The sequence below is a fragment of the Cecembia calidifontis genome (genome assembly GCF_004216715.1).
GTDB lineage: Bacteria > Bacteroidota > Bacteroidia > Cytophagales > Cyclobacteriaceae > Cecembia_A > Cecembia_A calidifontis.
On sequence record NZ_SGXG01000001.1, the window covers coordinates 1878295 to 1904185 of the forward strand.

General features: G+C 41.0%; 25 protein-coding genes. 22 read left to right on the forward strand and 3 right to left on the reverse strand.

The genetic code is table 11. The features are described from left to right. Nucleotides 1-111: 111 nt before the first annotated feature. Nucleotides 112-1047 (reverse strand): hypothetical protein, encoded by a 936-nt coding sequence (locus BC751_RS08245; protein ID WP_130275130.1) that lies wholly within the window; start codon nt 1045-1047, stop codon nt 112-114. A 135-nt stretch (nt 1048-1182) separates the two neighbouring features. Here BC751_RS08245 and BC751_RS08250 point away from each other — a divergent pair, with 135 nt between their 5' ends. From BC751_RS08250 to BC751_RS08260, 3 genes are all read left to right on the forward strand, one after another. Continuing rightward, the gene (locus BC751_RS08250; protein WP_130275131.1) at nt 1183-2724 is read left to right on the forward strand and encodes a bifunctional GNAT family N-acetyltransferase/carbon-nitrogen hydrolase family protein; all 1542 of its coding nucleotides are present in this window, start codon (nt 1183-1185) and stop codon (nt 2722-2724) included. 1 nt (nt 2725) lies between these two features. Further along, nucleotides 2726-3277, forward strand: coding sequence for a KdsC family phosphatase (locus tag BC751_RS08255; RefSeq protein WP_130275132.1), 552 nt, complete (start codon nt 2726-2728; stop codon nt 3275-3277). Nucleotides 3278-3398: 121 nt separating this feature from the next. Continuing rightward, nucleotides 3399-5087 (forward strand): L,D-transpeptidase family protein, encoded by a 1689-nt coding sequence (locus tag BC751_RS08260; protein WP_130275133.1) that lies wholly within the window; start codon nt 3399-3401, stop codon nt 5085-5087. On the opposite strand, the gene BC751_RS08265 is transcribed toward BC751_RS08260, so the two are convergent. Further along, nucleotides 5076-5786, reverse strand: a complete 711-nt coding sequence (locus tag BC751_RS08265) for a murein L,D-transpeptidase catalytic domain family protein (RefSeq protein ID WP_130275134.1) — start codon at nt 5784-5786, stop codon at nt 5076-5078. The genes BC751_RS08260 and BC751_RS08265 overlap by 12 nt on opposite strands. Nucleotides 5787-6064: 278 nt before the next feature. On the opposite strand from BC751_RS08265, the gene BC751_RS08270 reads away from it, so the two are divergent. From BC751_RS08270 to guaA, 9 genes are all read left to right on the forward strand, one after another. Further along, on the forward strand, nt 6065-6475 hold the full coding sequence (locus BC751_RS08270) for a 6-pyruvoyl trahydropterin synthase family protein (RefSeq protein WP_130275135.1): 411 nt from the start codon (nt 6065-6067) through the stop codon (nt 6473-6475). Continuing rightward, complete coding sequence (folE, locus tag BC751_RS08275) at nt 6435-7130, forward strand: GTP cyclohydrolase I FolE (RefSeq protein ID WP_130275136.1); 696 nt, start codon at nt 6435-6437, stop codon at nt 7128-7130. The genes BC751_RS08270 and folE overlap by 41 nt, the downstream gene beginning before the upstream one ends. A gap of 112 nt (nt 7131-7242) precedes the next feature. Continuing rightward, the gene (locus BC751_RS08280; RefSeq protein ID WP_130275137.1) at nt 7243-7929 is read left to right on the forward strand and encodes an SDR family NAD(P)-dependent oxidoreductase; all 687 of its coding nucleotides are present in this window, start codon (nt 7243-7245) and stop codon (nt 7927-7929) included. Between the two features lie 80 nt (nt 7930-8009). Continuing rightward, nucleotides 8010-8273, forward strand: coding sequence for a hypothetical protein (locus BC751_RS08285; protein WP_130275138.1), 264 nt, complete (start codon nt 8010-8012; stop codon nt 8271-8273). An 18-nt stretch (nt 8274-8291) separates the two neighbouring features. Beyond that, a complete protein-coding gene (locus BC751_RS08290) occupies nt 8292-8735 on the forward strand; it encodes a hypothetical protein (protein ID WP_130275139.1) in 444 nt (147 codons plus the stop codon). Continuing rightward, nucleotides 8732-9361 carry a flavin reductase family protein gene (locus BC751_RS08295; protein ID WP_130275140.1) on the forward strand — a complete coding sequence of 210 codons (630 nt, stop codon included), beginning with the start codon at nt 8732-8734 and terminating at the stop codon, nt 9359-9361. The genes BC751_RS08290 and BC751_RS08295 overlap by 4 nt, the downstream gene beginning before the upstream one ends. A 15-nt stretch (nt 9362-9376) precedes the next feature. Beyond that, a complete protein-coding gene (locus BC751_RS08300) occupies nt 9377-10393 on the forward strand; it encodes a ligase-associated DNA damage response exonuclease (protein WP_130275141.1) in 1017 nt (338 codons plus the stop codon). A gap of 26 nt (nt 10394-10419) precedes the next feature. Next, a complete protein-coding gene (locus BC751_RS08305) occupies nt 10420-11424 on the forward strand; it encodes a phosphotriesterase family protein (protein ID WP_130275142.1) in 1005 nt (334 codons plus the stop codon). An 85-nt stretch (nt 11425-11509) separates the two neighbouring features. Further along, nucleotides 11510-13039: a glutamine-hydrolyzing GMP synthase gene (gene guaA / locus BC751_RS08310; RefSeq protein ID WP_130275143.1), complete on the forward strand. Its 1530-nt coding sequence runs from the start codon at nt 11510-11512 to the stop codon at nt 13037-13039. A gap of 124 nt (nt 13040-13163) precedes the next feature. On the opposite strand, the gene BC751_RS08315 is transcribed toward guaA, so the two are convergent. After that, nucleotides 13164-14618 carry an NADP-dependent isocitrate dehydrogenase gene (locus BC751_RS08315; RefSeq protein ID WP_130275144.1) on the reverse strand — a complete coding sequence of 485 codons (1455 nt, stop codon included), beginning with the start codon at nt 14616-14618 and terminating at the stop codon, nt 13164-13166. A 226-nt stretch (nt 14619-14844) separates the two neighbouring features. Between BC751_RS08315 and BC751_RS08320 the strand changes: the two genes are divergently transcribed. The 10 genes from BC751_RS08320 to BC751_RS08365 all read left to right on the forward strand — a co-directional run bounded on the left by BC751_RS08320 (nt 14845) and on the right by BC751_RS08365 (nt 25878). Next, nucleotides 14845-15630 (forward strand): enoyl-CoA hydratase/isomerase family protein, encoded by a 786-nt coding sequence (locus BC751_RS08320; protein ID WP_130275145.1) that lies wholly within the window; start codon nt 14845-14847, stop codon nt 15628-15630. Between the two features lie 21 nt (nt 15631-15651). Then, entirely contained in the window at nt 15652-17175 is a 1524-nt protein-coding gene (locus BC751_RS08325; RefSeq protein WP_130275146.1) for a lipopolysaccharide biosynthesis protein, read from the forward strand. Next, complete coding sequence (dut, locus tag BC751_RS08330) at nt 17172-17606, forward strand: dUTP diphosphatase (protein ID WP_130275147.1); 435 nt, start codon at nt 17172-17174, stop codon at nt 17604-17606. Before BC751_RS08325 ends, dut begins: the two co-directional genes overlap by 4 nt. Before the next feature lie 182 nt (nt 17607-17788). Next, nucleotides 17789-19522, forward strand: coding sequence for a tetratricopeptide repeat protein (locus BC751_RS08335; RefSeq protein ID WP_130275148.1), 1734 nt, complete (start codon nt 17789-17791; stop codon nt 19520-19522). Then, on the forward strand, nt 19512-20249 hold the full coding sequence (lolB1, locus tag BC751_RS08340) for a lipoprotein insertase outer membrane protein LolB1 (RefSeq protein ID WP_130275149.1): 738 nt from the start codon (nt 19512-19514) through the stop codon (nt 20247-20249). Before BC751_RS08335 ends, lolB1 begins: the two co-directional genes overlap by 11 nt. A 3-nt stretch (nt 20250-20252) precedes the next feature. Next, a complete protein-coding gene (locus tag BC751_RS08345; protein ID WP_130275150.1) occupies nt 20253-21497 on the forward strand; it encodes a murein hydrolase activator EnvC family protein in 1245 nt (414 codons plus the stop codon). Nucleotides 21498-21611: 114 nt separating this feature from the next. Beyond that, complete coding sequence (tatA, locus tag BC751_RS08350; protein WP_130275151.1) at nt 21612-21815, forward strand: twin-arginine translocase TatA/TatE family subunit; 204 nt, start codon at nt 21612-21614, stop codon at nt 21813-21815. A gap of 20 nt (nt 21816-21835) precedes the next feature. Then, nucleotides 21836-23266 (forward strand): Asp-tRNA(Asn)/Glu-tRNA(Gln) amidotransferase subunit GatA, encoded by a 1431-nt coding sequence (gatA, locus tag BC751_RS08355; RefSeq protein ID WP_130275152.1) that lies wholly within the window; start codon nt 21836-21838, stop codon nt 23264-23266. A gap of 14 nt (nt 23267-23280) precedes the next feature. Next, nucleotides 23281-24702 (forward strand): lytic transglycosylase domain-containing protein, encoded by a 1422-nt coding sequence (locus BC751_RS08360; protein WP_130275153.1) that lies wholly within the window; start codon nt 23281-23283, stop codon nt 24700-24702. A 72-nt stretch (nt 24703-24774) separates the two neighbouring features. Beyond that, the gene (locus BC751_RS08365) at nt 24775-25878 is read left to right on the forward strand and encodes a DUF4837 family protein (RefSeq protein WP_130275154.1); all 1104 of its coding nucleotides are present in this window, start codon (nt 24775-24777) and stop codon (nt 25876-25878) included. The last annotated feature ends 13 nt before the right edge of the window (nt 25879-25891 follow it).

Sequence of the window (25891 nt, forward strand, 5' to 3'; positions counted from 1 at the left end):
TTTTTGAAGAATTGCTTGCAAAAATAGAAAAATAAACCGTAAACGGCTGATAAAATGCCGATAAGCTGCAAGTATTCTGTGGCTTCAAATTTAGCAAAAAAAGGGGGGGTATTACCAGAAACGATACTGTTTCTCTTTCAGTCTATTTCTGAAAACCCAATTGTCCCAAATATCCTGGGAAAGGTAGAGTTCAACGCCAATGTTAAAAGAAAGATATCCATCAAAGCGGTTATCAAGTCCGGAACCTCGCCTTATTCGGCCTCGGTTATTTAATATTTTTTGGACATCAGGTTCTCCATTTTCCCTATAAAAACTTGGGTTTCTTATTGCCAATCTTAAGCGGTCTGGGTTAGGCCCATCACCGTTTGTGCCATAATCACTTACCAGATCCAGGTAAAATTCGCTTACATTAAAAGCACTGATGTCATCAAGGTAATCAGTTAATGTCCACCGGTAATTCAATTCTAAGATCAAATCCATCCATACGTTGGCCTTGTACTTCATGCCAATTCCTGTAGGAAAAACAATGACATACTTATCATAGGGGTTGTTTTCCAATTGCAAAGGCCTAAGTGCTACCCATTCTCCTCTCAATTGAGCCTTAGGATCATTGGTGGATACACCAACTCCGGCAAAACCATAAAAATTGATGAAATGCCTTGTGATGTTATATTGTCTAACGGGCTTAAGATGAAACTCCCCAATAGCTGATACCTCCCAATTTCTTGCTCTAAAATGGAGGTTTCTTGGCTCTCTAAAACTCCTTGGGTCAGCAGGAGGGTCCTGTCCTGAAATCTGATAATAAGTTCCCTCAATACGGGCTTTTATATATGTTCCTAAAACCCTTCTTACGGCTATGTTGGCATTCCAGTCAGGCTGTATTCCTTCATCGTATTTCCATAAAGAGTACAATTCTCCAAAGTATTGTGTTGGGCCTATAGAAGCAGAAACTGACCATGGTGCTTCAAATCTGTAACGGTAAAAGCTTTGGGCAGATACTAAAGATACAGTTGAGGTAAAAAATAGGGTAAAAATCAGCCGCTTCATTTACTAATATTTGAAAATCAGATTTTTGAGTACAATATTTTTTGGTCACTCTGACTGGGTAAATAAATATAAAAAATATCAATTTTTCAATTTTTCTGCCCCATTTTGGTATGGAAAATTAGTTAATTTTGTGGCATGAGTAAGCATAAAGAGGAATTAGAGCACCGGTTAAAACTTAGAAACATCAAATTATCTGATTATGATGACATCAGAGAGATCATGGTCAGTATATACAGGGACCAAGGGGGAGCTTGGACAAAGCAAGAGCTAAAAAATCAATTGAAAGCTTTTCCCGAGGGGCAGATCTGTATTGAGGACAATGGGAAAGTGGTAGCGGCAGCACTAAGTCTGATTGTAGATTACAGTAGATTTGGAGACAACCATACCTATGATCAGATCACAGGTTATGGAAAGTTTGACACCCATGACGATGAAGGGGATACGCTTTATGGCACAGATGTATTTGTACATAAGGATTACAGAGGAATGAGGTTAGGCCGAAGGCTCTATGATGCCAGGAAGGAACTTTGTGAGAACCTGAACTTAAGATCTATAATCGCAGGAGGACGGATACCTGGATATTCCAAGTATGCAGATCAAATGACTCCAAGAAAATATATTGACCTGGTCAAGAGCAAGGAGATTTTTGATCCGGTATTGTCTTTTCAATTGGCCAATGAATTTCACGTTAGAAAAGTAATCACCAAGTATTTACCTGAAGATACTGATTCAAGGGCTTATGCTACCCTATTGGAATGGATAAACATCTATTACGAAAAGGATGAAAAGCTTATTGGTAACAAAAAATCGATTGTAAGGCTGGGATTAGTGCAATGGAAAATGCGTCGTTTCAACAGTGTGGACGATCTGATGCAGCAAGTAGAGTTTTTTGTAGATACTGTTTCCGGATACAAATCAGATTTTTGTTTGCTTCCTGAATTCTTCAATGCCCCATTGTTGGCAGAATTTAATGATATGGATGCCTCAGAGGCTATCAGGAATCTGGCTGATTATACCGATGAAATTGTGGGAAGAATGAGTGACCTGGCGCTTTCTTACAATGTCAATATCATAGCCGGCAGTATGCCTGAATATGATGGGAAAAAATTGAGGAACGTCAGTTATCTCTGCCGAAGAGATGGTACCACGGATAAGCAATACAAATTACACATTACGCCAGATGAAGCCGCCTATTGGGGGCTTCAGGGAGGAAATGGTATTAAGGTTTTTGATACAGATGCGGGCAAGGTAGGCATTTTGATCTGCTACGATGTGGAGTTTCCTGAGTTGGGAAGAATACTTGCCGAGCAGGAAATGGACATCCTTTTTGTGCCGTATTGGACGGATACCAAAAATGCCTTTCTTAGGGTGAATACCTGTGCCAAAGCTAGGGCTATTGAAAATGAATGTTATGTGGCGATAACAGGTTCGGTAGGGAATTTGCCAAGGGTTGAAAATATGGATATCCAATTTTCCCAGGCGGCAATTTATTCTCCTTCGGATTTTTCCTTTCCTCATGACGCGACCGTGGCCCAGGCTTCAGAAAATGCCGAGACCACCATTGTGGCTGACGTGGACCTGGACCTTTTGACCAAGCAGCGCAAAGCAGGAAGTGTCCGTAACCTAGAGCAAAGGAGGCTTGATCTCTATTCTATCCAATGGAAGAAAAAGAAATAAGATGTCTCAATATTTGAAAGGGATTTCACAAGAAATCAAAGAAAAGGCTGAAAAGGTGAAATTGCTCATCACCGATGTAGATGGGGTTTTGACCGACGGCGGAATCATTTATGATGACCGCAAAATAGAATTCAAGAGGTTTCATGTAAAAGATGGGTTTATAGTCCAGCACCTCAGAAAGAGCGGAATACTTGTTGGTGCTATTACAGGTAGGGAATCCAAGGTGGTGGAAAACAGGTGTGAAGAGTTGAATTTTGATTTCCACTATCACGGAGTAAGGGATAAGCTGAAAAAATTAACAGAAATTTTGGAGGTTCTCGAAATTGAACTCGAGGAAGTAGCTTATATAGGGGATGATTTATTGGATCTTCCTTTGTTAAAGAAGGTAGGGCTTTCTGTCTGTCCAAAAGATGCTATGCCTTATGTTACTGAACATGTGGATTACATTTCTACATTAAGTGGAGGCCAAGGTGTATTCCGGGAAGTAGGGGACATCATCCTTGATGCCAAAGGACTCCTTTCCGGTATTATCTCAAAGTATGCTAATCCCTGATTTATTGACTTTTTCATGGCGATTGTAAAATCCCTAATGGATATTGTCTAATAAATGCCTTTGAATATTGGCATCTTAAAATAAATTTTTAAAATTTCAGTATTGAACCAATCCAGTAGTCATGAAGTTCCTTTTATTTGTATTTGTTAGTTTTATTTCATTTTTTGTCCAAGCCCAGCAAGAAACAGAGGAAAATGGGATTGATTTTTTGATCAGGAACCAGCTTGAAATGGATGACCCCACTTTAAGGAAAAGGGTTGGAGGAACAGTTTTGTTCAGTTCTGTGGTCATTCAGAAATTCTACCAGGAAAGAGAATTTCATCCGGCATGGCTGGAAAGTAAGAAGCTTACAGAGAGGGCCTACGAGATGCGTTATGAGATCCAGCAATCCAAATTTGACGGATTGAACCCCTATGATTATCATTTGGATAGGATCAATTATTTTTTTGATAGGATAGAGAAAAGCAGAAATGGTGGTCAGGCCATCACCAATCAGGAATTTGCAAACATCGATTTGTTACTGACCGATGCATACATCATGCTTTCCTCCCATCTGTATTTGGGCAAAGTTGATCCTGAAAACCTGAAAACTGCATGGAATATCCAAAGGACGGCCCCTGAATTAAAAATCGATCAAAGATTGGGGAAAGCCCTGCAAGAAGGTAGTATCAGAAAAAGTCTGGAAGAGCTATATCCCTCTTTTACAGTATATAAAAGAATGAGGGACGGTCTCAGGGAATTGTTCGATTATCAAGAAAAGTATGCCCAAGATCCAAGCAGGCCTTGGAAAGCTTTGAAATTAGATAAATCCATTAAACCAGGGGATACCCATAATCTCATTCCGGATGTAAGAAGCAGGCTTCTTTTTTGGGGATTTTTGGAAACCTATGGGGTTGAAAATGAGCGGGTGTACGACTCGGTCATGGTCGCAGGGGTAAAAAAGCTTCAGTACCGTCACGGAATGGAACAGGATGGGGTGATAGGTCAGGGAACTATTCAGGCAATTAACCAAACTCCTGAAAATCTTATTGCCACTGCATCGGTAAATATGGAGAGATTACGATGGTTGCCGGACAGTTTAAAAGAAAATGAGCTGATTTTGGTGAATACCGCAAATTTCCAACTGGATTTTATTTCGAGACGTGACACCCTGTTGAGTTCTAAAGTAATTGTAGGAAAAAGCATACATTCTACTCCTCAATTCAGCGCAATGATGTCCTACATTGTATTTAGCCCTACCTGGACAGTGCCCAATTCCATTGCCAGAAATGAAATTATTCCTGCTGTCAAAAGAAATCATAACTACCTGAAGCAGAATAATATGAAAATATTGACGGCCTCAGGAGTTGAAGTACCCTCTTCTTCAATAGATTGGGCAAAAGTAAATCCCAGGACTTTCCCTTACATCATCCGGCAGGAGCCAGGAGAAAACAATGCCTTGGGTCTTGTCAAGTTTATGTTCCCTAACAAACACAGTGTTTACATTCATGATACACCGGCTAGGTCATTGTTTGATCGGGAAGACAGGGCGCTCAGTCATGGCTGTATCAGGATTCAAAAACCCTTTGAGTTTGCCAAATTGCTTTTGTCATTTGATCCTTCATGGACGGATGAAAAAATCAGGGAAAATATGCATTTGCCCAAAGAAAAGATAGTCATGTTGGATAGAAAAATCCCCGTTGTTGTGCTTTATCTTACCTACTGGGCAAACAACAAGGGGGATTATTTCTTTAGGAGAGATATTTATTCCAGGGATGCTGAAATCTATAAATCCCTAAGAGAAGGAAGAATTAGCAAATCAGGAGTTTAAGATGTTTGATTTTTGAAGATACTCCTGGTCGTTTCCGTAAATGAAGAGACAAGATTTATCTTTGATGATGTTGATGACCTCGTCCACAATTTCATGAGGAAGCGCGGGACACCCAAGACTTCTGCCTAGACGGCCTGTCTGAGCTATAAACTCTTCTTTGGCATAATCAGCACCATGGATCACGATGGCCCTGTCTCTTGCTTTGTCATTAAAACCTTTTTCCAAGCCATCAAGCCTCAAAGAATAACCATGTTTTCCTTGATATGTCTCTCCGGTAAGATAAAATCCTAAACTGCTCATGTAAGAGGAACTTACATTTGAAAACCGGTAGGCCATCAGGTCTCCTGAGTTCCTTCCATGTGAAACATGTCCATGATGGATAATCGATCCATTTGTCATATCAATGATCCACATGCGTTTTTCAGAAGATGGCAAGGTAAAGTCAATAACGGTCAAAGGTTTTCCCTGAGGGATTTTTCCCTCTTCTTGAAGTTTCAAATAGCCTTTGATGCCGTAACTCAAAACCTCACGTTGTGGCAGAGGTTTTTCCGCATTCAAACTGGAGGTACTGACCATTTCGATGAAATGATCCTCAAGCGAAATCTCCTTTAATACTGAAGAAGGAGAACTGTTGACTAAGAAATTGCTCGAGAACGTACCTGCGACCAATAGGATGATTAATAAGGTGATTTTTCGCATTACGAAATATAAAATGCTAATTTATCAAAAAAAGTTCCAAGAGTATTATTTTGCAAACGAACAGTCTGTATCAGTAAAAAAATGTTTGTCCAACAACATTAAATCTTTTGGGACTGAATGCTTCAGAAATGGAACTGTTTGAGTTTGCTTTGCTGTTTTCCTGAGGAAATGGTTTAAGCTACTGATTAAAAGTTGTGATAATCAGAGGGGTCGAAATTTTGTTTAAATAAATAATCAAAAAATTAAACAAAATATCGGGAATAGCTGTTTGATAAAAAATGAAAGTATCTGTATTTAGAAAAGAGCATTTTAATGCTGCACATAAGTTGCACAATCCCAAGTGGTCCGATGAAAAAAACCAAGAGGTTTTTGGAAAGTGTAATAATCCCAATTATCACGGCCACAATTATGAACTGATTGTGAAATTAGATGGACCAGTAGATCCCGAAACCGGTTATGTCTATGACATGAAGGTTCTCAGTGACCTGATCAAAGAGCATGTTTTGAATAAATTTGACCATAAAAACTTAAACCTGGACACAGATGAATTCAAGGAAGTCAATCCCTCAGCTGAAAACATTGCTGTGGTTATATGGAATATTCTAAGACAAAAAATTGATTTAAAATTCGACTTAACGATTCGATTATATGAAACAGAAAGAAACTTTGTTGAATACAGTGGGGATTGATTATTCTCAGAATATTGAAGACATGGGAGATGAGCATGTAGCTACTTCGCATGAAACTCCATTAAGAGAGGATGCATTCGCCATGGATGATGATCTCAAAATTGAATTGATTGAAAAACATTTCAGAGAAATCATGCACATCATGGGTTTGGACTTGACAGATGATAGTTTGAGGGGAACACCAAGAAGGGTAGCTAAAATGTTCATCAAAGAAGTTTTTAGTGGTTTAGATCCTAAAAACAAACCTGCTGCAAAGCTTTTTGAAAACAAATTCAAATACAATGAAATGCTCGTGGAAAAAGATATCACATTTTATTCCCACTGCGAGCATCACTTTGTTCCGATTTTTGGAAGAGCCCATGTCGCTTATATTTCAAATGGGCATGTAATCGGCTTGTCCAAGATCAATCGAATCGTACAGTATTTTGCCAAAAGACCACAGGTACAAGAAAGGCTGACCATGCAGATAGGAAATGAACTGAAAGAAGTACTTGGTACCGAAGATGTGGCAGTTGTACTAGATGCACACCATATGTGTGTTTCATCCAGAGGAATACAGGATGTAAATAGTTCCACTGTGACTTCATTCTACAGCGGGAAGTTCGAAAAGGACGAACAAACAAGAGCGGAATTCATGAAATACATCAGTTTGTAATATTATTCTGAAAACTAAACCATCTTGAGCCGGAAACATTTTCCGGCTTTTTCTTTTTTAAGAAACACAAAACATTTTAACTGTTTTTTGATTAAGTAGAAAAGTGACAAATATGAAGAACAAAAACATTGTTTTGATAGGAGGAAACTCAGGAATAGGGCAAGCGGTCAAATCAAAACTGGAAGATTTGGGTGCCCAAGTTTTTGCCTATTCCAGAAGTGGAGAAGCGGGAAGGGTGCTGGATGTAACGGCCGATTTTGAAAGTTTGGAGGAATTGCCAGAAGTAATTGATGGCTTGGTGTATTGCCCTGGTACGATCAATCTTAAGCCTTTTCACCGGTTTACAATTGAAGATTTTAGGAAAGATTATGAAGTCAACTTGCTAGGTGCTGTCAAGGTACTTCAGGCCTGTTTAAAGGGGCTGAAAAAATCTTCTTCGGCATCTGTGATTCTTTACAGTACAGTTGCAGTGAAGGTAGGGCTTGGTTTTCATGCTTCCATTTCCAGTGCCAAAGGAGCTGTAGAAGGACTGGCAAAATCCTTGGCTGCAGAGTGGGCACCTAATAAAATCAGGGTGAATGTGGTAGCGCCTTCTTTGACTGATACTCCTTTGGCTTCACAACTGTTGTCCAATGAAGATAAAAAAGAAGCTTCGAACAAGCGTCACCCTTTGGGAAGATATGGTAGACCAGAGGATATTGCTGCGGCTACTTTGTATTTGCTTTCTGATGAATCCTCTTGGATGACAGGACAGGTATTGCATCTGGATGGAGGAATGTCCTCCATTAGGGGGATGTAGTTTGAAAAGGGGATAAACAATCGGGATAGAAAAAGTGTAGTGTATATGGGGTATTCTCCCTAAGATTAAAGTACGAGATTATGAGGACTCCACCGGAATCATTTTTGATTTTCAAGGAAGAACTGGAAAAAGCCAGACTGGAAAAAGAAAGGCTAAAAAAAGAATATGAAGCCAAACTGGCTGAAATGAACAAAGAATTGGCAAGGTTGAAAGAACAAATTCAGTCCCAACAGGAACTGATAAAGACAACCTTGGATTATGCTATCCGTCTTGAAGAAAACCTGGGTAACTTCAAAGAAGAAGTGAGCAAAGGGAAAAACCTTAAAAACCGATCATTTCATTGATGCAAAGAAAATTCCGTTATGAATACCACTACCCATATCATTGAAGAAAACAACTTCGAACTGATGTTCGAAATGAGGTATGCCAGAGTATATGCCAATCCAGAAAAAGGAATGCTGATATGTGAGCTCTTGGCTGATTATGTGCCTATTGAAGATTTTAAAGATATATTTAACCATATTGCAAGCATTGCTGAAGCTGGTAAATTTGAAAAATTCATCTTTGACAAAAGGGCCTTGAGGGCGTTCCACCAGCCCAGCATGGAATGGTATTTTTTGAATTGGAAAAATAAAATGCTTGAATTAGGTATCACCAAACATAGAAAGATACTGCCAGAGGAAAAATGGTTTGAAAAAATGGTGATGATAGCCAAAGACCAAATTATTCAGAATAACCCCGACAATATTATTCACCTTCTGGATATCAAGTATTGTAATTCCATAGAAGAGGCGATATTGATATGATGAAGCATTTTGATAAAGCAGGCATTTTAGGAGCAGATGCATCTTTTAGAAGAGACCTTATCAACTCTCTTGCCGGTTATAAAAGTCTGAACCTGATCGGAACAAAAAGTAAATCAGGGATTACCAATCTTTCCCCTTTTTCCCAGGTATTTCATATTGGAGCTACACCACCTTTGGTAGGAGTATTGTTTAGGCCAAATACTGTTGAAAGACATACCTTGGAAAATATACTTGAGACCGGGTATTTCACCCTCAACCATGTCACAGAGGCTTTTTATAAACAGGCCCATCAAACTGCAGCCAGATACCAAGAATCTGAATTTAATGCGGTAGGACTAGAAGAAGAATATCTGTCAGGTTTTTATGCTCCTTTTGTTAAATTAAGCCCTGTAAAAGTAGCCTGTTCCCTTCAGGAACAACAGACCCTTCAGGTCAATGGTACGGTTTTGGTCATAGGTGCCATTGAACATGTTTATGTGGAGGAATCCGGACTAAGGGAAGATGGTTCTCTGGATCTCAATCAGCTTGGAACAGTAACGGTTTCAGGATTGGATGAGTATCATTTAGGTAAGAAACTGGCAAGATTAAGTTATCCCAAACCCGGTAAAGACTTACAGGAGATATAGATTTCAAAAATTTTTATGAGCGAATCCAGGTTGATCGAATTGACCCCCTATGGGCTGTATTGTCCTATGGCGGGTATTTTTATAGATCCATGGAGACCTGTTGACAAAGCGGTAATTACTCATGCCCACTCAGACCATGCCAGATGGGGAATGAAATCTTATCTAGCACATAAGCATTCTCAAGAAGTCATGAAACTGAGATTGGGAAATGATATTTCCCTTCAAACTGTAAGCTATGATGAAGCAGTAAATATCAATGGGGTAAGGGTTTCACTTCATCCTGCAGGACATATTCCGGGATCTTCTCAGGTCAGGCTGGAATATCAGGGTAAAATAGCAGTGGTGAGTGGCGATTATAAATTAGAGAATGATGGCTTATCTGAGCCATTTGAGCCTGTTCGCTGCCATGAATTTGTTTCTGAGTGTACTTTTGGTTTGCCTATTTACAAATGGCAATCCCAGTCTGAAGTCTTTGAGAAAATCAATCAATGGTGGAAAACGAATGCTGAAAATAACCGAAACTCTATAATTTTTGCCTATTCTTTGGGTAAAGCACAGAGGATTATCAATCATTTAGAAACCAGTATTGGAGAGGTGTTTGCCCATGGGGCCATCTGGAACACCAATCAGGCGCTTTTGGCAAATGGAGTGAAAGTGCTGGATGTCCAGAAAGTAGCCGGAGAAATTCCGAAATCCAGGTTCAAAGGTGCTTTGATCATTGCCCCACCTTCAGCCATGGGAACACCTTGGTTGAAGAAATTTGCCCCATTCAGGACAGCTATTTGTTCAGGCTGGATGAACATCAGAGGTGCCCGAAGAAGGAGAGCTGCAGATACAGGGTTTGTATTGTCCGATCATGCGGATTGGGAAGGGCTCATTGCAGCCATTCAAGCCACGGCAGCTGAGAAAGTTTATCTTACGCACGGAAATACAGCGGTTTTTGGAAGGTACTTGGAAGAAGTGGAAAAAATTAAAGCAGTGAAACTTGAGACACTTTTTCAAGGTGAAAACAGTAACCTTGATGATGATTGATGGTTTTTTCGTAATTTGACCAGGTTATGAAAAATTTCCTCTTCCTGATTCTCTTCTTGGTCTTATTTCAATGCTGCCAGTCTCCTGAGAAAAAAGAGCAGTATATCGTACATACAGTCGCTGGGGAAATTGATCCTCAAGATTTGGGATTGACCTTGGTTCACGAGCATGTTTTGGTGGACTTTATAGGTGCAGATTCTACGGGTTTTCATAGATGGGATAAAGAGGAAGTGGTTTCATTTTTACTTCCCCATATACGTGAGGCTCAGGACTTGGGGGTTAAGACAATCATCGAATGTACCCCTTCTTTTTTGGGAAAAGATCCTGAATTGTTACGAATGCTTTCCGAAAAGACCGGAATGCAGTTTTTGACCAATGTGGGGTATTATGGAGCAGTATCTGGTAAATACCTGCCTGAACATGCCTATCAAGAGTCTGCTGAAGAACTTGCCAAGAGATGGATTTCAGAAGCCCAGGAAGGAATTGAAGACACAGGAGTAAAGCCGGGTTTTATCAAAATTTCTGTCAATGAGGACGCTGTTCTTTCTGATATCGATGCCAAGTTGGTCAAGGCTGCGGCACTGACTCATTTAGAGACCGGCTTATTGATCGTTTCCCATACCGGTCCTTGGGAAACTGCCAAAGCCCAGATGGATGTTCTGAAATCCATGAATGTGCCCTTGAAGAATTTTGTTTGGGTCCATGCCCAAAATGAAAAAGATTTTGAGAATTACCGGGTTGCTCATAAGGAAGGTGTCTGGATCAGCTTGGATGGTGTGGTTTGGGATGTAAGAGGACACTTGGAGAGATTACTGTTTTTGAAGGAAAAGGTCGGATTGGAAAGGGTTTTGATTTCCCATGATGCAGGATGGTTTGAGCCCGGGCTTGCAGACCAGAAAAACTTTAAAGGTTATACCAGCATTTTTGATGAACTCATACCCCTTCTTTATGAAAATGGCTTTTCCAGGGCAGATATTGATCTGCTTCTGACTGAAAATCCAAAGAAGGCCTTTGCTATAAGGGATAAGTGAATTTTATAAAAAAAAGAAGCAAAATAATCTTCTGAAATTATTGTAAAATCTTTTCTCATTTTCTTGAGCCTGTGTACCTTTGCGCATGGCAGAACAAATACTCATCCTCGATTTTGGTTCCCAATATACACAGCTCATCGCCAGAAGGGTTAGGGAACTCAATGTTTATTGCGAAATCCACCCATTTAACAAGATTCCAGAAATCACTTCTAACATAAAAGGGGTCATTCTATCCGGCAGTCCTTGTTCCGTAAGGGATGAAGGTGCTCCTGATATTGATTTGGACAGCCTGAGAGGAAAGCTTCCCATATTGGGGGTTTGCTATGGCGCCCAATTGCTTGCCCATAAATATGGAGGAGAGGTACTGCCTTCCCAAATCAGGGAATATGGCAGGGCTAATCTGGACCACATTGATCTGCATTATGATTTGTTGAAAGAAATGACCCATGGTTCCCAGGTCTGGATGTCCCATGGAGATACCATCAAAGTACTTCCGGAAGGCTTTGATGTGATTGCCAGCACCGCTTCTGTGGAAGTGGCAGCTTTTAAAGTTCAAGGTGAAGAAACTTATGGGATTCAGTTTCACCCGGAAGTTACCCATTCTCTTGAAGGCAAGAATTTGTTGCGAAATTTTGTGGTTCAAATCTGTGGATGTGCCCAGGATTGGACTTCTGATACTTTTATTGATGCTACGATTGCTGAACTCAAAGAAAAATTGGGGAATGATAAAGTAGTCATGGGCCTATCGGGCGGTGTGGATTCTTCGGTGGCAGCTACATTGATCCATAGGGCTATCGGAGACAATCTTACCTGTGTGTTTGTGGACAATGGGCTTTTGAGGAAAAATGAATTCGAAGAAGTATTAGAGTCCTATAAAAACATGGGATTGAATGTGATCGGGGTGGATGCCAAGGAGCGCTTCTATGAGGCTCTGGCAGGCCTGACAGATCCTGAAGCCAAAAGAAAAGCGATTGGAAGGGTATTTATAGAGGTTTTTGATGATGAAGCCCATAAAATTGAAGGGGTAAAATGGCTTGGTCAAGGTACCATTTACCCTGATGTGATCGAATCGGTTTCTGTCAAGGGGCCTTCTGCAACCATCAAATCCCACCATAACGTAGGAGGGCTTCCTGATTTTATGAAACTCTCAGTAGTGGAGCCGCTGAATACTTTGTTCAAGGACGAGGTAAGGGAAGTAGGAAGAGCCCTGGAGATTCCAGAAACCATCATAGGAAGACATCCTTTCCCAGGACCTGGTTTGGCCATTCGGATTTTAGGAGATATCACTGCTGAAAAAGTTAAAACCCTTCAAGAAGTGGATCATATTTTTATCAAAGGGCTTAAAGATTTTGGCCTATATGACCAGGTTTGGCAGGCAGGTGCGATTTTATTGCCTATCCAATCTGTGGGGGTAATGGGTGATGAAAGGACTTACGAGAGGGTAGTGGCTTTAAGAGCAGTAGGTTCTGTGGACGGCATGACTGCTGACTGGATTCACCTTCCTTATGAATTCTTAGGCAAGATGTCCAATGAAATCATCAATAGGGTCAAGGGTGTCAATAGGGTAGTCTATGATATTTCTTCCAAACCACCGGCAACTATTGAATGGGAATAAGAAAGTCTTGAAACAGTATATATAAAGCCCTTTGGCCAGGTTAGGCCAAAGGGCTTTTTTTTTTAAAAAACGAAAACCCCGGAACCTGTTGGAACCGGGGTGGAGTTTTAAATGGAATTAAAATTTATTCTCCTTGAGCCAAAGAATAACCTCTTACACCATCAAAAGCATACAGGTGTTCTGTTTTGATGAAGTCAAATCCAAGGTCTTTGATTTGTTTCAAGAGCTCAAGTACATCCGCATGGGTGATGACAGATTGGTCGGCTGTTTTGAACCTGCATCTCCAGTGATCGGTGCAGAAAGTTTCAGGCATTCCTTCAGGAAATACTTTTACCCCTCTGTTGGTGATCAGATGTAGCTTCAGTCCATTGGCATCTGCTTTCCTCAACTTTTCTCCTATGGTATTAGGATTTCTATTGTCCTCATCCCAATCGATAAACACGTCTACACCTATCAGTTCTTTTTTCTCTTTTTTAGCCGGTTTTAATTTGATGCTAAGAGGAGCGGTAGAGGACTTATCGAAAGTAGCAGGCGACATGTTGACTGGTGTTTGTCCCAATCTCTCAATAATAGCTTGGGCAAATTCCTGAGTTCCAACTTTTTTGGAAGAGATTCCTTCTTGGTAAATATCAGCGGTATGGATTCCGTCTTCCAAAGTTTTCATCCAGGCATTGGAGATTTTTTCTGCTATTTCCGGTTGGCCGATATGAACCAACATCATAATGGCACCATTCAACAATCCGGATGGGTTGGCGATATCCATACCGGCAATATCAGGGGCAGATCCGTGAATAGCTTCAAACATGGCCACTTCTTCACCTACGTTGGCGGATCCTCCCAGACCAACGGAGCCTGTTACCTGAGCTGCAATGTCAGAGATGATGTCTCCGTACAAGTTCAGGGTAACGATAACATCGAAAATTTCAGGCCTTTCAGCGATCAATGCAGATCCGATATCGATGATTTTATGGTCTTTTTGGATATCCGGGTATTCCTTGGCTATTTCATCAAAGGTTTTGTGGAATAAGCCATCGGCCAATTTCATGATATTGTCTTTAGTCATACAGGTTACTTTCTTTCTGCCGTATTTTCTGGCATATTCAAAAGCATACCTGATGATTTTTTCGGAGCCCGGTTGGGATATCAATTTCAGTGTCTGATATACTTCCTGAGTTTGTCTGTGCTCAATACCGGCATATAAGTCTTCTTCATTTTCCCTGATGATTACCAGGTCGGTTTTCGGGAAATGGGTTTTAATGAAGGGGGAATATGCTTTGCACGGTCTGACGTTGGCAAAAAGCCCAAAGGATTTCCTGGTGGTTACGTTCAAGCTTTTGAAGCCGCCACCTTGTGGGGTTGTTATGGGAGATTTTAAAAATACCTTTGTTTCCCTTAAGGAAGCAAAGGACTTGGGCTCCATACCGGAGGTGATCCCCTTTAAATACACCTGTTCACCGATTTCGATGACATCGTATTCGAGTTGAGCACCGGCCGCTTCAAGAATATTCAAAGTGGCTTTCATGATCTCCGGTCCGATACCATCGCCATAGGCAACAGTGATTTTTCTTTTTGATGACATATATAATTTGGGTTTGTTGATTTTTAACGATGTGGCACAAAAATATAAAAATTTAGCTGATTTGAGGGGTTGACCTATTCCAATTTAGCACAATAAAACAGTTGCCCGGCAGATTGAAACAGCTGAGAATCAAAGTAAAATTTTTCATTTATTGTATTTTTCTAAGAAATCCTTTGGTAATGTACGGCGTGCTTGTATATTTGGTTTCCAACATTCACCTATTCTTATGGCTGATAGCAAAAATATTCTTTCAGATGTAAAAGAGGGAATTCTCTATCTGACAGTAAACAGGGAGACCAAGCTTAACGCTCTCAATTTTGCAACATTAGAAGAGTTCAGGGACATTTTCAATGAAGTTTCTGACAACAAGAATATCAAGTCAGTAATCATCACTGGTTCTGGAGAAAAGGCTTTTATAGCTGGCGCGGACATCAGTGAAATTGCAGAGCTGAATGAACTCAATGCGAGAAAATTTGCAGAAAACGGTCAAGAAATATTTAGCTTAATCGAAAATTGTCCAAAACCGGTCATCGCAGTTATCAATGGATTTGCTTTAGGTGGGGGCTGTGAACTGGCAATGGCCTGTCATATGAGGGTTGCAACTGCCTCTGCAAAATTTGGTCAGCCCGAGGTCAACCTGGGGATTATACCCGGATATGGAGGCACCCAAAGGTTGACCTACCTGGTCGGGAGGGGCAAAGCACTTGAACTGATGATGACAGGAGATATGATCGGAGCCGATGAGGCAAAAGATTTAGGCTTGGTCAATCATGTGTTACCTACTAAGGCGGAAGCCATTGAGAAAGCAGAGGAGATTTTGAAAAAAATCATGAGCAAAGCACCCCTTGCAATTGGAATGATCATAGATTGTGTGAATGCCGTATTCAATCAAGAAGAAAACGGTTATCAGACAGAAGCCAATAGCTTTGCAAGGTGTGTCAAATCTGGAGATTATAAGGAAGGAACCTCGGCTTTCCTGGAGAAAAGAAAACCGGTATTCAAGGGGGAGTAATTCCCCTTTCTTTTTTTGAAGATGAGCCAACTCAAAAGACTAGCTGGTCAGACTGCAGTATATGGCATTAGCAGCATTCTGGGTAAGACCATTAATTTTTTGCTCTTACCCATATACACTGCTTATCTGGATAAGGAAGCTTTGGGGTCATTTACGGCCATATATGCTTTTATTGCATTTTTGAATATCGTTTTTACCTATGGGATGGAGACGACCTATTTCCGGTATGCAACCGGTAAAGGCTTAGATCCCCAAAAAGTATTTGCGCAGATACAGTCTCTATTGATTACCAGTTCCATTTCTTTAGGTGCAATCATCTACTTCAGTGCCGAGCCTATTTCCTTATGGTTGGGATATGAAGGCAAATCGCATTTGTTCCGATGGGTAGCCTGGATTTTGGCCATTGATGCGGTCTTAGCCATTCCTTATGCCAAGTTAAGGAAAGAAAACAAAGCCCTTTCCTTTGCTTTGACCAAGCTTGGGAACATTTTTCTGAATGTTGGGTTCAATGTATTTTTCATTGTATTCTGTTTTCATGTTTGGAAAGGTGATATTTTTCATTCTCTGCAGCCCATAATCGGGACATTTTACCGTGCAGACTGGGGGGTGGATTATATTCTACTTGCCAATTTACTGGCCAATGCCCTGATGATTCCTGTGCTTTTTAAAATGTCAGGAAGATTCAGTTTTGGAATTGACAGAAAATTCATCCAACCTATGTGGCATTATGCTGTACCTTTATTGTTCATGGGCTTGGCCGGTGTCACCAATGAAGTTTTCTCGAGAGGTTTGTTTGAATATGTACTGCCCGACAATTTCTATGAAGGATTGACATCCAGACAGGCAGGGGGAATTTTTGGGGCAAATTTTAAGTTGGCCATATTCATGAACCTTGTCATCCAGGCATTCAAGTATGCCGCTGAGCCTTTTTTCTTCAATCAATCCACTGACAAAAATAGTCCTGAACTTTTTGCGAGGGTAATGCACGCCTTTGTGATCTTTTGTTCTACCCTGATGATCCTTATTTCGGTTAATTTGGACATTTTGGGAAGCCTTTTTTTGAGAGGGGAGGGGTATGATGCTGGGCTTTTTATCGTTCCTGTCCTGCTTTTTGGTTACCTTTTTTTGGGGATTTACTTTAACCTGAGCATATGGTTTAAATTGACCGACCAAACCAGATATTCATTCTACTTTACTTTGGCAGGGGCAGTAATTACAGTCCTTATCATTTTTTTACTGGTACCGGTTTTAGGCTATATGGGAGCAGCATTGAGTACCTTGGGCTGTTACCTTTCCATGTCTGTGATCTGTTATATTTACGGTCAAAAATTTTTCCCCATTCCCTATCAGACCGGGAAAGCATTGTTTTATTTGTTGCTTGCTTTTAGTTTGAGTTATTTGGGGTTCTATTTGAAGTTTGAAGTTCCTGTCCTGCAATTTATCCTCAGAAATGCCCTTGTGATTGGTTTTGTTCTTGTAGTTTTGCTGATGGAAAAAAAGCAGCTTCAGGCATTGGGATTTTCCATTAAAAAGAAGAAAAGATGAAAGTAAAAGTTATCAACCGTTCAAAGCATTCCTTGCCGGCCTATCAGACCCCACTTTCGGCTGGACTGGATCTAAGAGCGAATATAGATGAACCGGTGGTATTAGGGCCATTGGAAAGAAAACTAATCGGGACGGGCCTTTTTATAGAGTTACCTGAAGGTTTTGAGGCACAGATCAGGCCAAGAAGTGGTCTTGCTTTCAAGCATGGACTGACAGTACTCAATACCCCCGGAACGGTAGATGCAGATTACAGGGGAGAGGTGAAGGTCCTGCTGGTCAACCTTTCCAATGAGTCTTTTGAAGTTCAGGACGGGGAGCGAATTGCCCAAATGGTCATTGCCAAGCATGAGCAGATCAATTGGCAGGAAGTAGAGGTGCTTTCTGACACCGAAAGGGGTGCCGGAGGCTATGGGAGTACTGGAAAATCCTGATTACGTAAAATTTAAAAATTTTGAGCAGTATTCATTGACAAATTGTCAATGAAATCAAAAAGGCATTATGTTTGTGTTGATTTGTGAGTAAATTCATTCTACATTCCATGCTGCCTTAAACCATTCGCTTGTTTATATCGTATTGGCAGGATTAGAAGCATATTAGTGCAAAAAGACACCACGTGAGCATCAACTTCAAAACCATAATTCTTTTAATTTTTGCTTCCGCTTTGTCTTTTTCTGTGCATGCGCAGGAAAGACTATCCAAAAAAGAGAAGAAGAAGCAATTACAAGAGGCCAGGGCTTCCCGGCTTTTTATCGACGGTCAGCGCTTTCTCATGTTAGAGGATTATGACCGTGCTTATTTTTATTTCCAAAAAGCAAGAGAGATCAGTCCAAATGCGGCAGCCATAAATTTTAAAATTGCTGAAATTCTACTTCGTGCCAATCGGATTGAAGATGCACTTCAATATGGTATGAGGGCGGTTGCAGAAGATCCCGACAATAAATACTACAACCTGGTCATGGCAGAGGTATATACCAAACAGGGGCAGTTGTTGGAAGCAGCAAAGATCCTAGAGGGATTGATGGCCAATTCTGAAGAAAACCAAAATTATATCCTTGACCTGGCTTCCTTATACCTATCTGCTGGAGATTTGGACAATGCGCTCAGCGCTTTGAACCGTGCAGAAGAATACTACGGTGTAGTGGAGCAGCTTACTGTCCAAAAGCAGAGGATTTACCTGCGCAAAAACAACCTGAACGGTGCGGTTGCAGAAGGGGAAAAACTAATTGAAGCCCATCCGGGAAATTCTCAGTATGTTCTGAATTTGGTAGAAATTTTATTCAACAATGGCCGGACAAATCAGGCCATTGACCTTGTCAATAAGTCTTTGGAGGCTTATCCCAACCAACCGGATTTGCAATTGGCAGCTTATGCCCTGTACAAAGAAAAAGGTGATATAGATAAAGCAGAAAGTCTCATAATAGAAGCCTTCTCTAATCCTGATCTGGAAGGCAAGGTGAAAGCTGATGCCTTTGGTGACTTGCTGAGAGAGGTAAGAACCGTAAGAAGGGATTCCTTAATGGATATTTTGGAGAAGAGCATGCGGGAATATAATGCCAATGACCCTGATGTACTTTCAGTATTGGGGGACCGTCAGTTCATCAACAACAGGAAGGAAGAGGCTTTGCAGCTTTATCAATCTTCTCTTGAGGTGAACCCAGCCAATTCACAGGTTTTGCAGAATGTAATCACCACCATGTTTGAATTGCAGAAGGATTATGCACAAATTGAAAAGTATACCATAATGGCGGTTGACGAGTTTCCCGAGAAGGCTGAATTCTGGTTCTTTGACGGAACGGCAAAGCTTACCCAGAAGAAGGGTGAAGAAGCGGAAGCTTCATTCCTTAAGGCCATCGAAACCAACAGAGGTAGAAATGTCCAGCTGGACCTTTTGGTCAAGGCCTCTTTGGGAGACACTTTTCATATGTTAGGGAAAAAGCAAGAAGCTTTTGATATGTATGAGGAGGTCTTGGCCAGCAGACCGGAAGATGAACATGTGCTGAACAATTATGCTTATTTCCTTTCCTTGTCCAAGAAAGATCTGGAAAAGGCAAAATCCATGTCGGAGCGTTTGGTAAAAAAATTCCCTAATAATGCGACTTATTTGGATACACACGCCTGGGTACTTTTTCAGTTAAAGGATTATGAAAATGCCAGGAAGTTTATGGAAAGAGCATTGGAAAATGAAGAAAGTCCAAGCGGTGTGATGTGGGAGCATTACGGAGATATTTTGTATCATTTGGGAAATAGAAATGAAGCCATCAGCTATTGGAAAAAGGCTGAAGGCGGAGATGAAACTTCTGAATTTTTGCTTAAAAAGATAAAGGATCAAAAGTATTATGATAAGTAGGTTTTTAGTACTTGGACTAGTTTTTCTTGCTTTGGTTACAGGTTGTGCAAAAAAGCCCAACCTGTATACCTCTGATGAAATCATGCAGGAGTTTGAGCCTGTCTATTTGGATTTTGATTACCTGTCGGCCCGTGGAAGGATTGTGATTGAGGAAGCCAGTGGAAAGACTACCAGGGGAACCATTAATTTTAGAGCTAAGAAAGACAGCATCATCTGGTTCAGTGTGACTCCAGGTTTGGGCCTTGAAGCATTCAGAGGGGCAATAACCAAAGATAAACTTAGGATAAAGGACCGCTTGAACGGGGAGGATATCAACATGAGTTTTGTTGAAGTGGAGGACAGGTTTGATCTCAAATTGTCCCTTGACCTCCTTCAGAACATTATCTATGCCAACCCACCTCATGAATTCAGTTATAGGGACAGATTGATCAGGGTGGGGCAGTATTTTGAACTGACCCAAGTGAGAGATGGTGTCAGGTACCATTCCAGGGTGAGTACAAGGTTTGGAAAAGTTCAGGAATTGAGCAGTGCATCCATGTCAGACAAAGGGTCTCTTTTGGCCAGCTACCCTACCTTCGAAGATGTTGAAGGGCAGCCATTTCCCAATAAAATGCTGCTAAGATTGTCTTATAATACGGCTGAGGGTATTCAGACTGCTTTGATTAACCTGGAATTGACAAAAATTGAATTTTCCAGAACTTCGTTAACTTTCCCTTTCCAATTTTAAAAAATGGTAAAGCTCAGGTTGATATGGATTTTGGTATTGGTTATGTTCGGGTTAGTTATATCCCCCGCTCATGCACAAACCAGAAAAACTAGGGCGCAGATTGAAAAGGAGAAAGATGAAATCCAGAAAAAGCTTTTAGAGTTTGATCAGATCCTGAAGAAAACGGCTGAATCAAAAAAGGTTTCTGTTGGCCAGTTGAATGCCTTGAATCAACAGCTTCAGAACAGGATCAATTATATCAATACCCTCAATGGTGAAATGAGGTTGCTGGAAACCGAAATCAGGGAAACGGAGTCAAGGATTAAAAATCTCGAAAAGGAGCTGAAAACCCTGAAGGAAGAATATTCAGGAATGGTTTATACTTCCTCCAAGTTGAATCAAGGTATGACCATGACAGCTTTTGTTTTCAGTTCGGAAACCTTCAAGCAGTTTTACATGCGCCTGAAATACCTCAAACAATACTCTGATGCCAGGAAGAAGCAAGTTGAACAGATCGAAAATGTCACTGAGGAACTTGTGGGACAGAGGAGAAGTTTAGAAGGAAAAAAGAAAGACATGCAAGCGGTCATCCAGCAGGAGAATCAGCAAAAGCAGCAGTTGGATAAAGCCAAAAAGGATCAGCAAAACATTGTCAATAGCCTCAATCAACAAGAGCAGGAACTCAAGAAGCAAATTGCAGCAGCTAAGAAGCAGCAGGAAAACCTCAACCGCATGCTTAGGGAAATCATTGCGGAAGACAGAAGGAAAGCAGAAGCTGCAGCAAAATCCTCCGGCGCCACAACAACAAGACCTTCTGGAAGCAGCATACCCATGACTCCAGAGGCAGCTGCCTTATCGAGTTCATTTGCAGGGAACAGAGGTAAATTGCCATGGCCTGTTGAAAGTGGGTTTGTTTCAAGGCCTTTTGGCACACATCCCCACCCAACGCTTAAAGGCATTACTGAGGATAACGATGGGATAGACATTCAGACCACGCCAAATGCCAGTGTCAGGGCTGTTTTTGATGGGGAAGTGATCAAAATAGGAACCATTCCCGGATATGGAGGAACCATTGTTATCAAACATGGAGAATACTACACCATGTACAGCAAGCTGAAGGTGATTTCGGTGAAATCCGGGGAAAAGGTAAAAGCCAAACAGGTTTTGGGACAGGTCTACACCAATAGGGAAGGAGTAGCTGAAGTTCACTTCGAAACTTGGAAAGGACTTGAACCCATGAACCCGTCCATTTGGCTGGCTGGTCGATAATGTAAATAATTTGTATATTTATAAAAAATACACAATTATAGCGGAGTCATTCCTTTGTGTTAGCGCTGCACAAGTATATCTTTGTAAACAATTTATCATCTAAATCATATCATCATGACAACATTGGGTTTCTTTCAAAATATGGGTGGAGGATCTATTATCCTTATCATCTTAGTGATTCTCCTGCTATTTGGTGCAAAGAGAATCCCTGAACTGGCAAGAGGACTTGGAAGAGGAATCAGAGAATTCAAAGATGCCACCAAAGAAATTCAGGAGGACCTTGAAGAAGGTCTGAAAGAAAAGAAGAAAAAAGAGTAAACAGACCAAAGATCAGAACCTTGGAAAAATTCCTATCATTTGACGATATCAAGAAGTCGCTTGAAAATAGGGAAACCGATTGTAAAGCGATAGTAAATTATTATCTCCAAAACATTCAAACGAAGGCGCATCTCAACGCCTTCGTTGAAGTTTATACGGAATCCGCTTTGGAGCAGGCAGCCAGAGTGGATGAAAAAATTGCCTCAGGCAAAGCTGGAAGGCTTGCGGGTATGGTCATTGGAATAAAAGATGTCTTGGTTTACAAAGACCATGAATCCAATGCATCAAGCAGGATTTTAAAGGGTTTCATTTCCCAATACACAGCGACTGCCATCCAAAGGCTCATTGATGAAGACGCAATCATCATAGGCAGACTGAACTGCGATGAATTTGGTATGGGTAGTTCAAATGAGAATTCAGTTCACGGAAAGGTGTTGAATGCTGCGGATGAAAGCAGGGTTCCTGGCGGGTCTTCAGGTGGATCTGCGGTAGCTGTGCAGGCCAATCTTTGTACTGTTTCTCTTGGCACGGATACCGGTGGCTCCGTGAGGCAGCCGGCGGCATTTACAGGATTAGTCGGCATTAAGCCCACCTACTCCAGGGTTTCCAGATGGGGACTTATTGCATATGCCTCTTCATTTGATACCATTGGTGTATTTTCCAGAAATGTCAGGGACAATGCCCTTGTCATGGAGATCATGGCTGGTCCTGATAATTTTGACAGCACTGCTTCGAGAAAACCCGTTCCAAAATATTCTGAACTCCTGCATTTTGACAAAAGGGTAAAAGTTGCTTATCTTAAGGAAACCATTGAGTCACCGGCTTTACAAAAGGAAATTAAGGAAAATACCCTATCGGTATTGGAACGCTTAAAGGAGGAGGGGCATGAGGTAGAAGAGGTGGACTTCCCGCTATTGAAATATGTACTTCCTACTTATTATATCCTGACCACAGCCGAGGCGAGCTCCAATCTTTCCAGGTATGACGGTGTGAAATACGGTTACAGAAGTCCGAATGCCCATAATCTTGAAAGTATGTACAAAAAAACAAGGTCTGAGGGATTCGGCGAGGAAGTAAAGAGAAGGATTATGCTTGGGACTTTTGTGTTGAGTGCAAGTTACTATGATGCTTACTTTACCAAAGCCCAAAAGGTGAGAAGGCTAATCAAGGAATTTACAGAGAACCTTCTGAATAAATATGATTACATTCTGCTCCCAACTACGCCTTCAACAGCATTTAAGTTTGGAGAGCACAGCAACGATCCAGTTGCCATGTATTTGGAAGATTTATTTACTGTACAGGCATCTGTTTCGGGAGTCCCAGCGTTATCATTACCAAATGGAAAAGACCATCAAGGGCTTCCCATAGGCTTGCAGGTAATGGCCAATTCATTCAAAGAGGCCGAATTATATGCCTTTGGGAATTACCTCATGGAGTTGAATAATAACTAATTAATATCCTGACCATGAAAAAGAAAATTTGCACCATCACATTCGCTTTTGTCTTAATGTTTTGGATAAATAATTCCGTTTATGGTCAGGAGCTCTTCCATATCAACAATTCTTCCATTGAGGAAGAAACAATAATCCCGAGTTACCAATTTGAATATATTCCCGATTTCACCTATGATCAGGTGGAAAAAAGAATCAGGGCAATGAAGACTGATATGCCCTTCGAATTGAATGAGAGGATTTTTTCATTCATCAATTACTTCGTTGTCAGAAATAGGGAGTACACCAAAATGGTGCTCAAAAGGAAGGAATTTTACTTTCCTTTATTTGAGGAAACCCTGGCCGAACACGGTATGCCAGATGATATCAAATACCTGTCAATCATCGAATCTGGTCTTAATCCAAAAGCAAAATCCAGAGTGGGGGCTATGGGGCTATGGCAATTTATGCCTGCAACGGGAAGAATGTATAACCTGCATGTCAACAGGGATATAGATGACAGGATGGATCCCGAAATGTCCACCGAAGCCGCAGCAAAATATCTCAAATCCCTGTACAGAATGTTTGGTGATTGGGAATTGGCTTTAGCAGCCTACAACTGTGGCCCGGGAAATGTAAGAAAGGCCATCAATCGTTCAGGAGGTAAAAAGACCTTTTGGGGTATATATAACCATCTTCCAAAAGAAACACGAAGTTATGTGCCTCAATTCCAGGCGATGATGTATGTGGTGAGGTATGCTGAAGAGCATAACTTTTTTTTGGAAGAACCCACCTATCCCATCGCTTATGAAAAAGTGAGATTTAATCAGGAACTTGATTTAGAGCAACTTGCTTATATCAGTGGTACCTGTATCGAGGATATTGAATTTCTAAACCCTTCTATTCAGAATAGGTTAATTCCATCCTCACATCAGCATATCGCATTGCGTTTGCCTAAATCAACAGCCGAGTGGATAACCCAGAATCAGGAAAATTATGCCAGTGCCGTAAAGCTAACTTCTGAAAGGACTGTTGCTTTGCGCAGTGCGTCGGCACCCGTCAACTCAAGTCCGGTTAGGACAGTCAGCAATAATTCCCCTGGGCCAAGCGGTGACAGGATTGCTTATAAAGTGAAGCCTGGGGATGTTTTGGGGAAAATAGCCCAACAACATGGAGCTACAGTAACTCAAATCAAGAATTGGAATAATTTAAGTTCCAATACCATCAAAGTTGGTCAGACACTGTATATCTATAGGAACAATTCATCGTTACAGACTACTTTGGCAGATAATTCCAGTTCGGACGCATCCAATCCCCGATACTACACCGTACAGCCAGGTGATTCGCTTTGGCTGATTTCAAAAAAACTGAATGGTGTGACTGTAGATCAGATAAAAAGACTTAATAACCTAAACACCGATCAGATTAAACCAGGGCAGAGATTAATAATTGGATAACTATTTCGTTAGTAAAACTTTTTATTCCTTTTATTAATTTTTAAATTGTACTGGCCATAAAAAATTAAGCGTATGAATATCAGAAAAATAGGTTTAGCAATGACCTTCATCATTGCAATGTTTGGTTTTTTGAGTTGCCAAGGTGATGAGGAATCACAAAATTCAACCAAACCAAAAGCAAGAGGCGCTATAGGTGAAATTATACTGGCAATTGATTCTGCCAAATGGGAGGGACCACTTGGACAGACATTGAAAGAGGTGTTTTTGGAGGACGTTTCCGGTCTTATCAGGGATGAGAGCATGTTTGATATCCGAAAAGTAGATCCCCGGGCAATGACCAGGATTTTAAAAATGGCAACCAATATCGTTTATGTTACTACATTTGATGACAGAAGGGCTGCCAGCCAAAATATCAACGCTCTTTTTAGCAAGGAGGCGAAAGAAAAAGCGGCCAATGACCCTTCATTGTATTTTTTGAGGAGTGCAGACGAGTTTGCGCTTGGACAGGAGGTTTTGTACCTGTTTGGCAACAATGAAGAAGAGCTGATTCAAAACCTAAGGGCAAATAAAAATAAAATACAGAACCTTTTTCATGTGAGAGAAAGGGACAGGTTAAACAAATTACTGCTCAACAGGAAAAATTCAGCTGCAAAAATGGCCGGTGAAAAGCTGGGCTTAGGTGTCAATGTGCCGGCTTCCTATCAGATTGCCAAAGCTGAGAGTGATTTTTTGTGGCTGAGGCAGCCTACACCCCGTTCTGACAGACCAGATATCAGCCTGTTTTTTTACGAGACAGATTATGTGTCTGAAGATCAGGTCTTTCCCCAATCTATTCTGGAGCTGAGGGAAAAAATTACAAAAATGCATATTTATGGAAACCCCTCAAACAGAAATTCTTATCTCGTTACAGAGCGGGTTGATCCCACTCCGGTATTTAGTAATTTCAAGATAAACAATAATTTTGCAGTCGAAATCCGCGGAGGATGGAAAACCAATAACCTTAGCATGGGTGGCTCATTCCTGGGTTATGTGATTGTGGATGATAAAAAAGGGAAACTTTATTACATGGAAGGATTCGTTTATTATCCCAATGAAGCCCATAGAGAATCTATCCGGGAGATCGAAACTATTTTGTTAGCAACGGAAGTGCTTCCCAAACCGGAATCTTCCAGCTGATATCATTTAACAA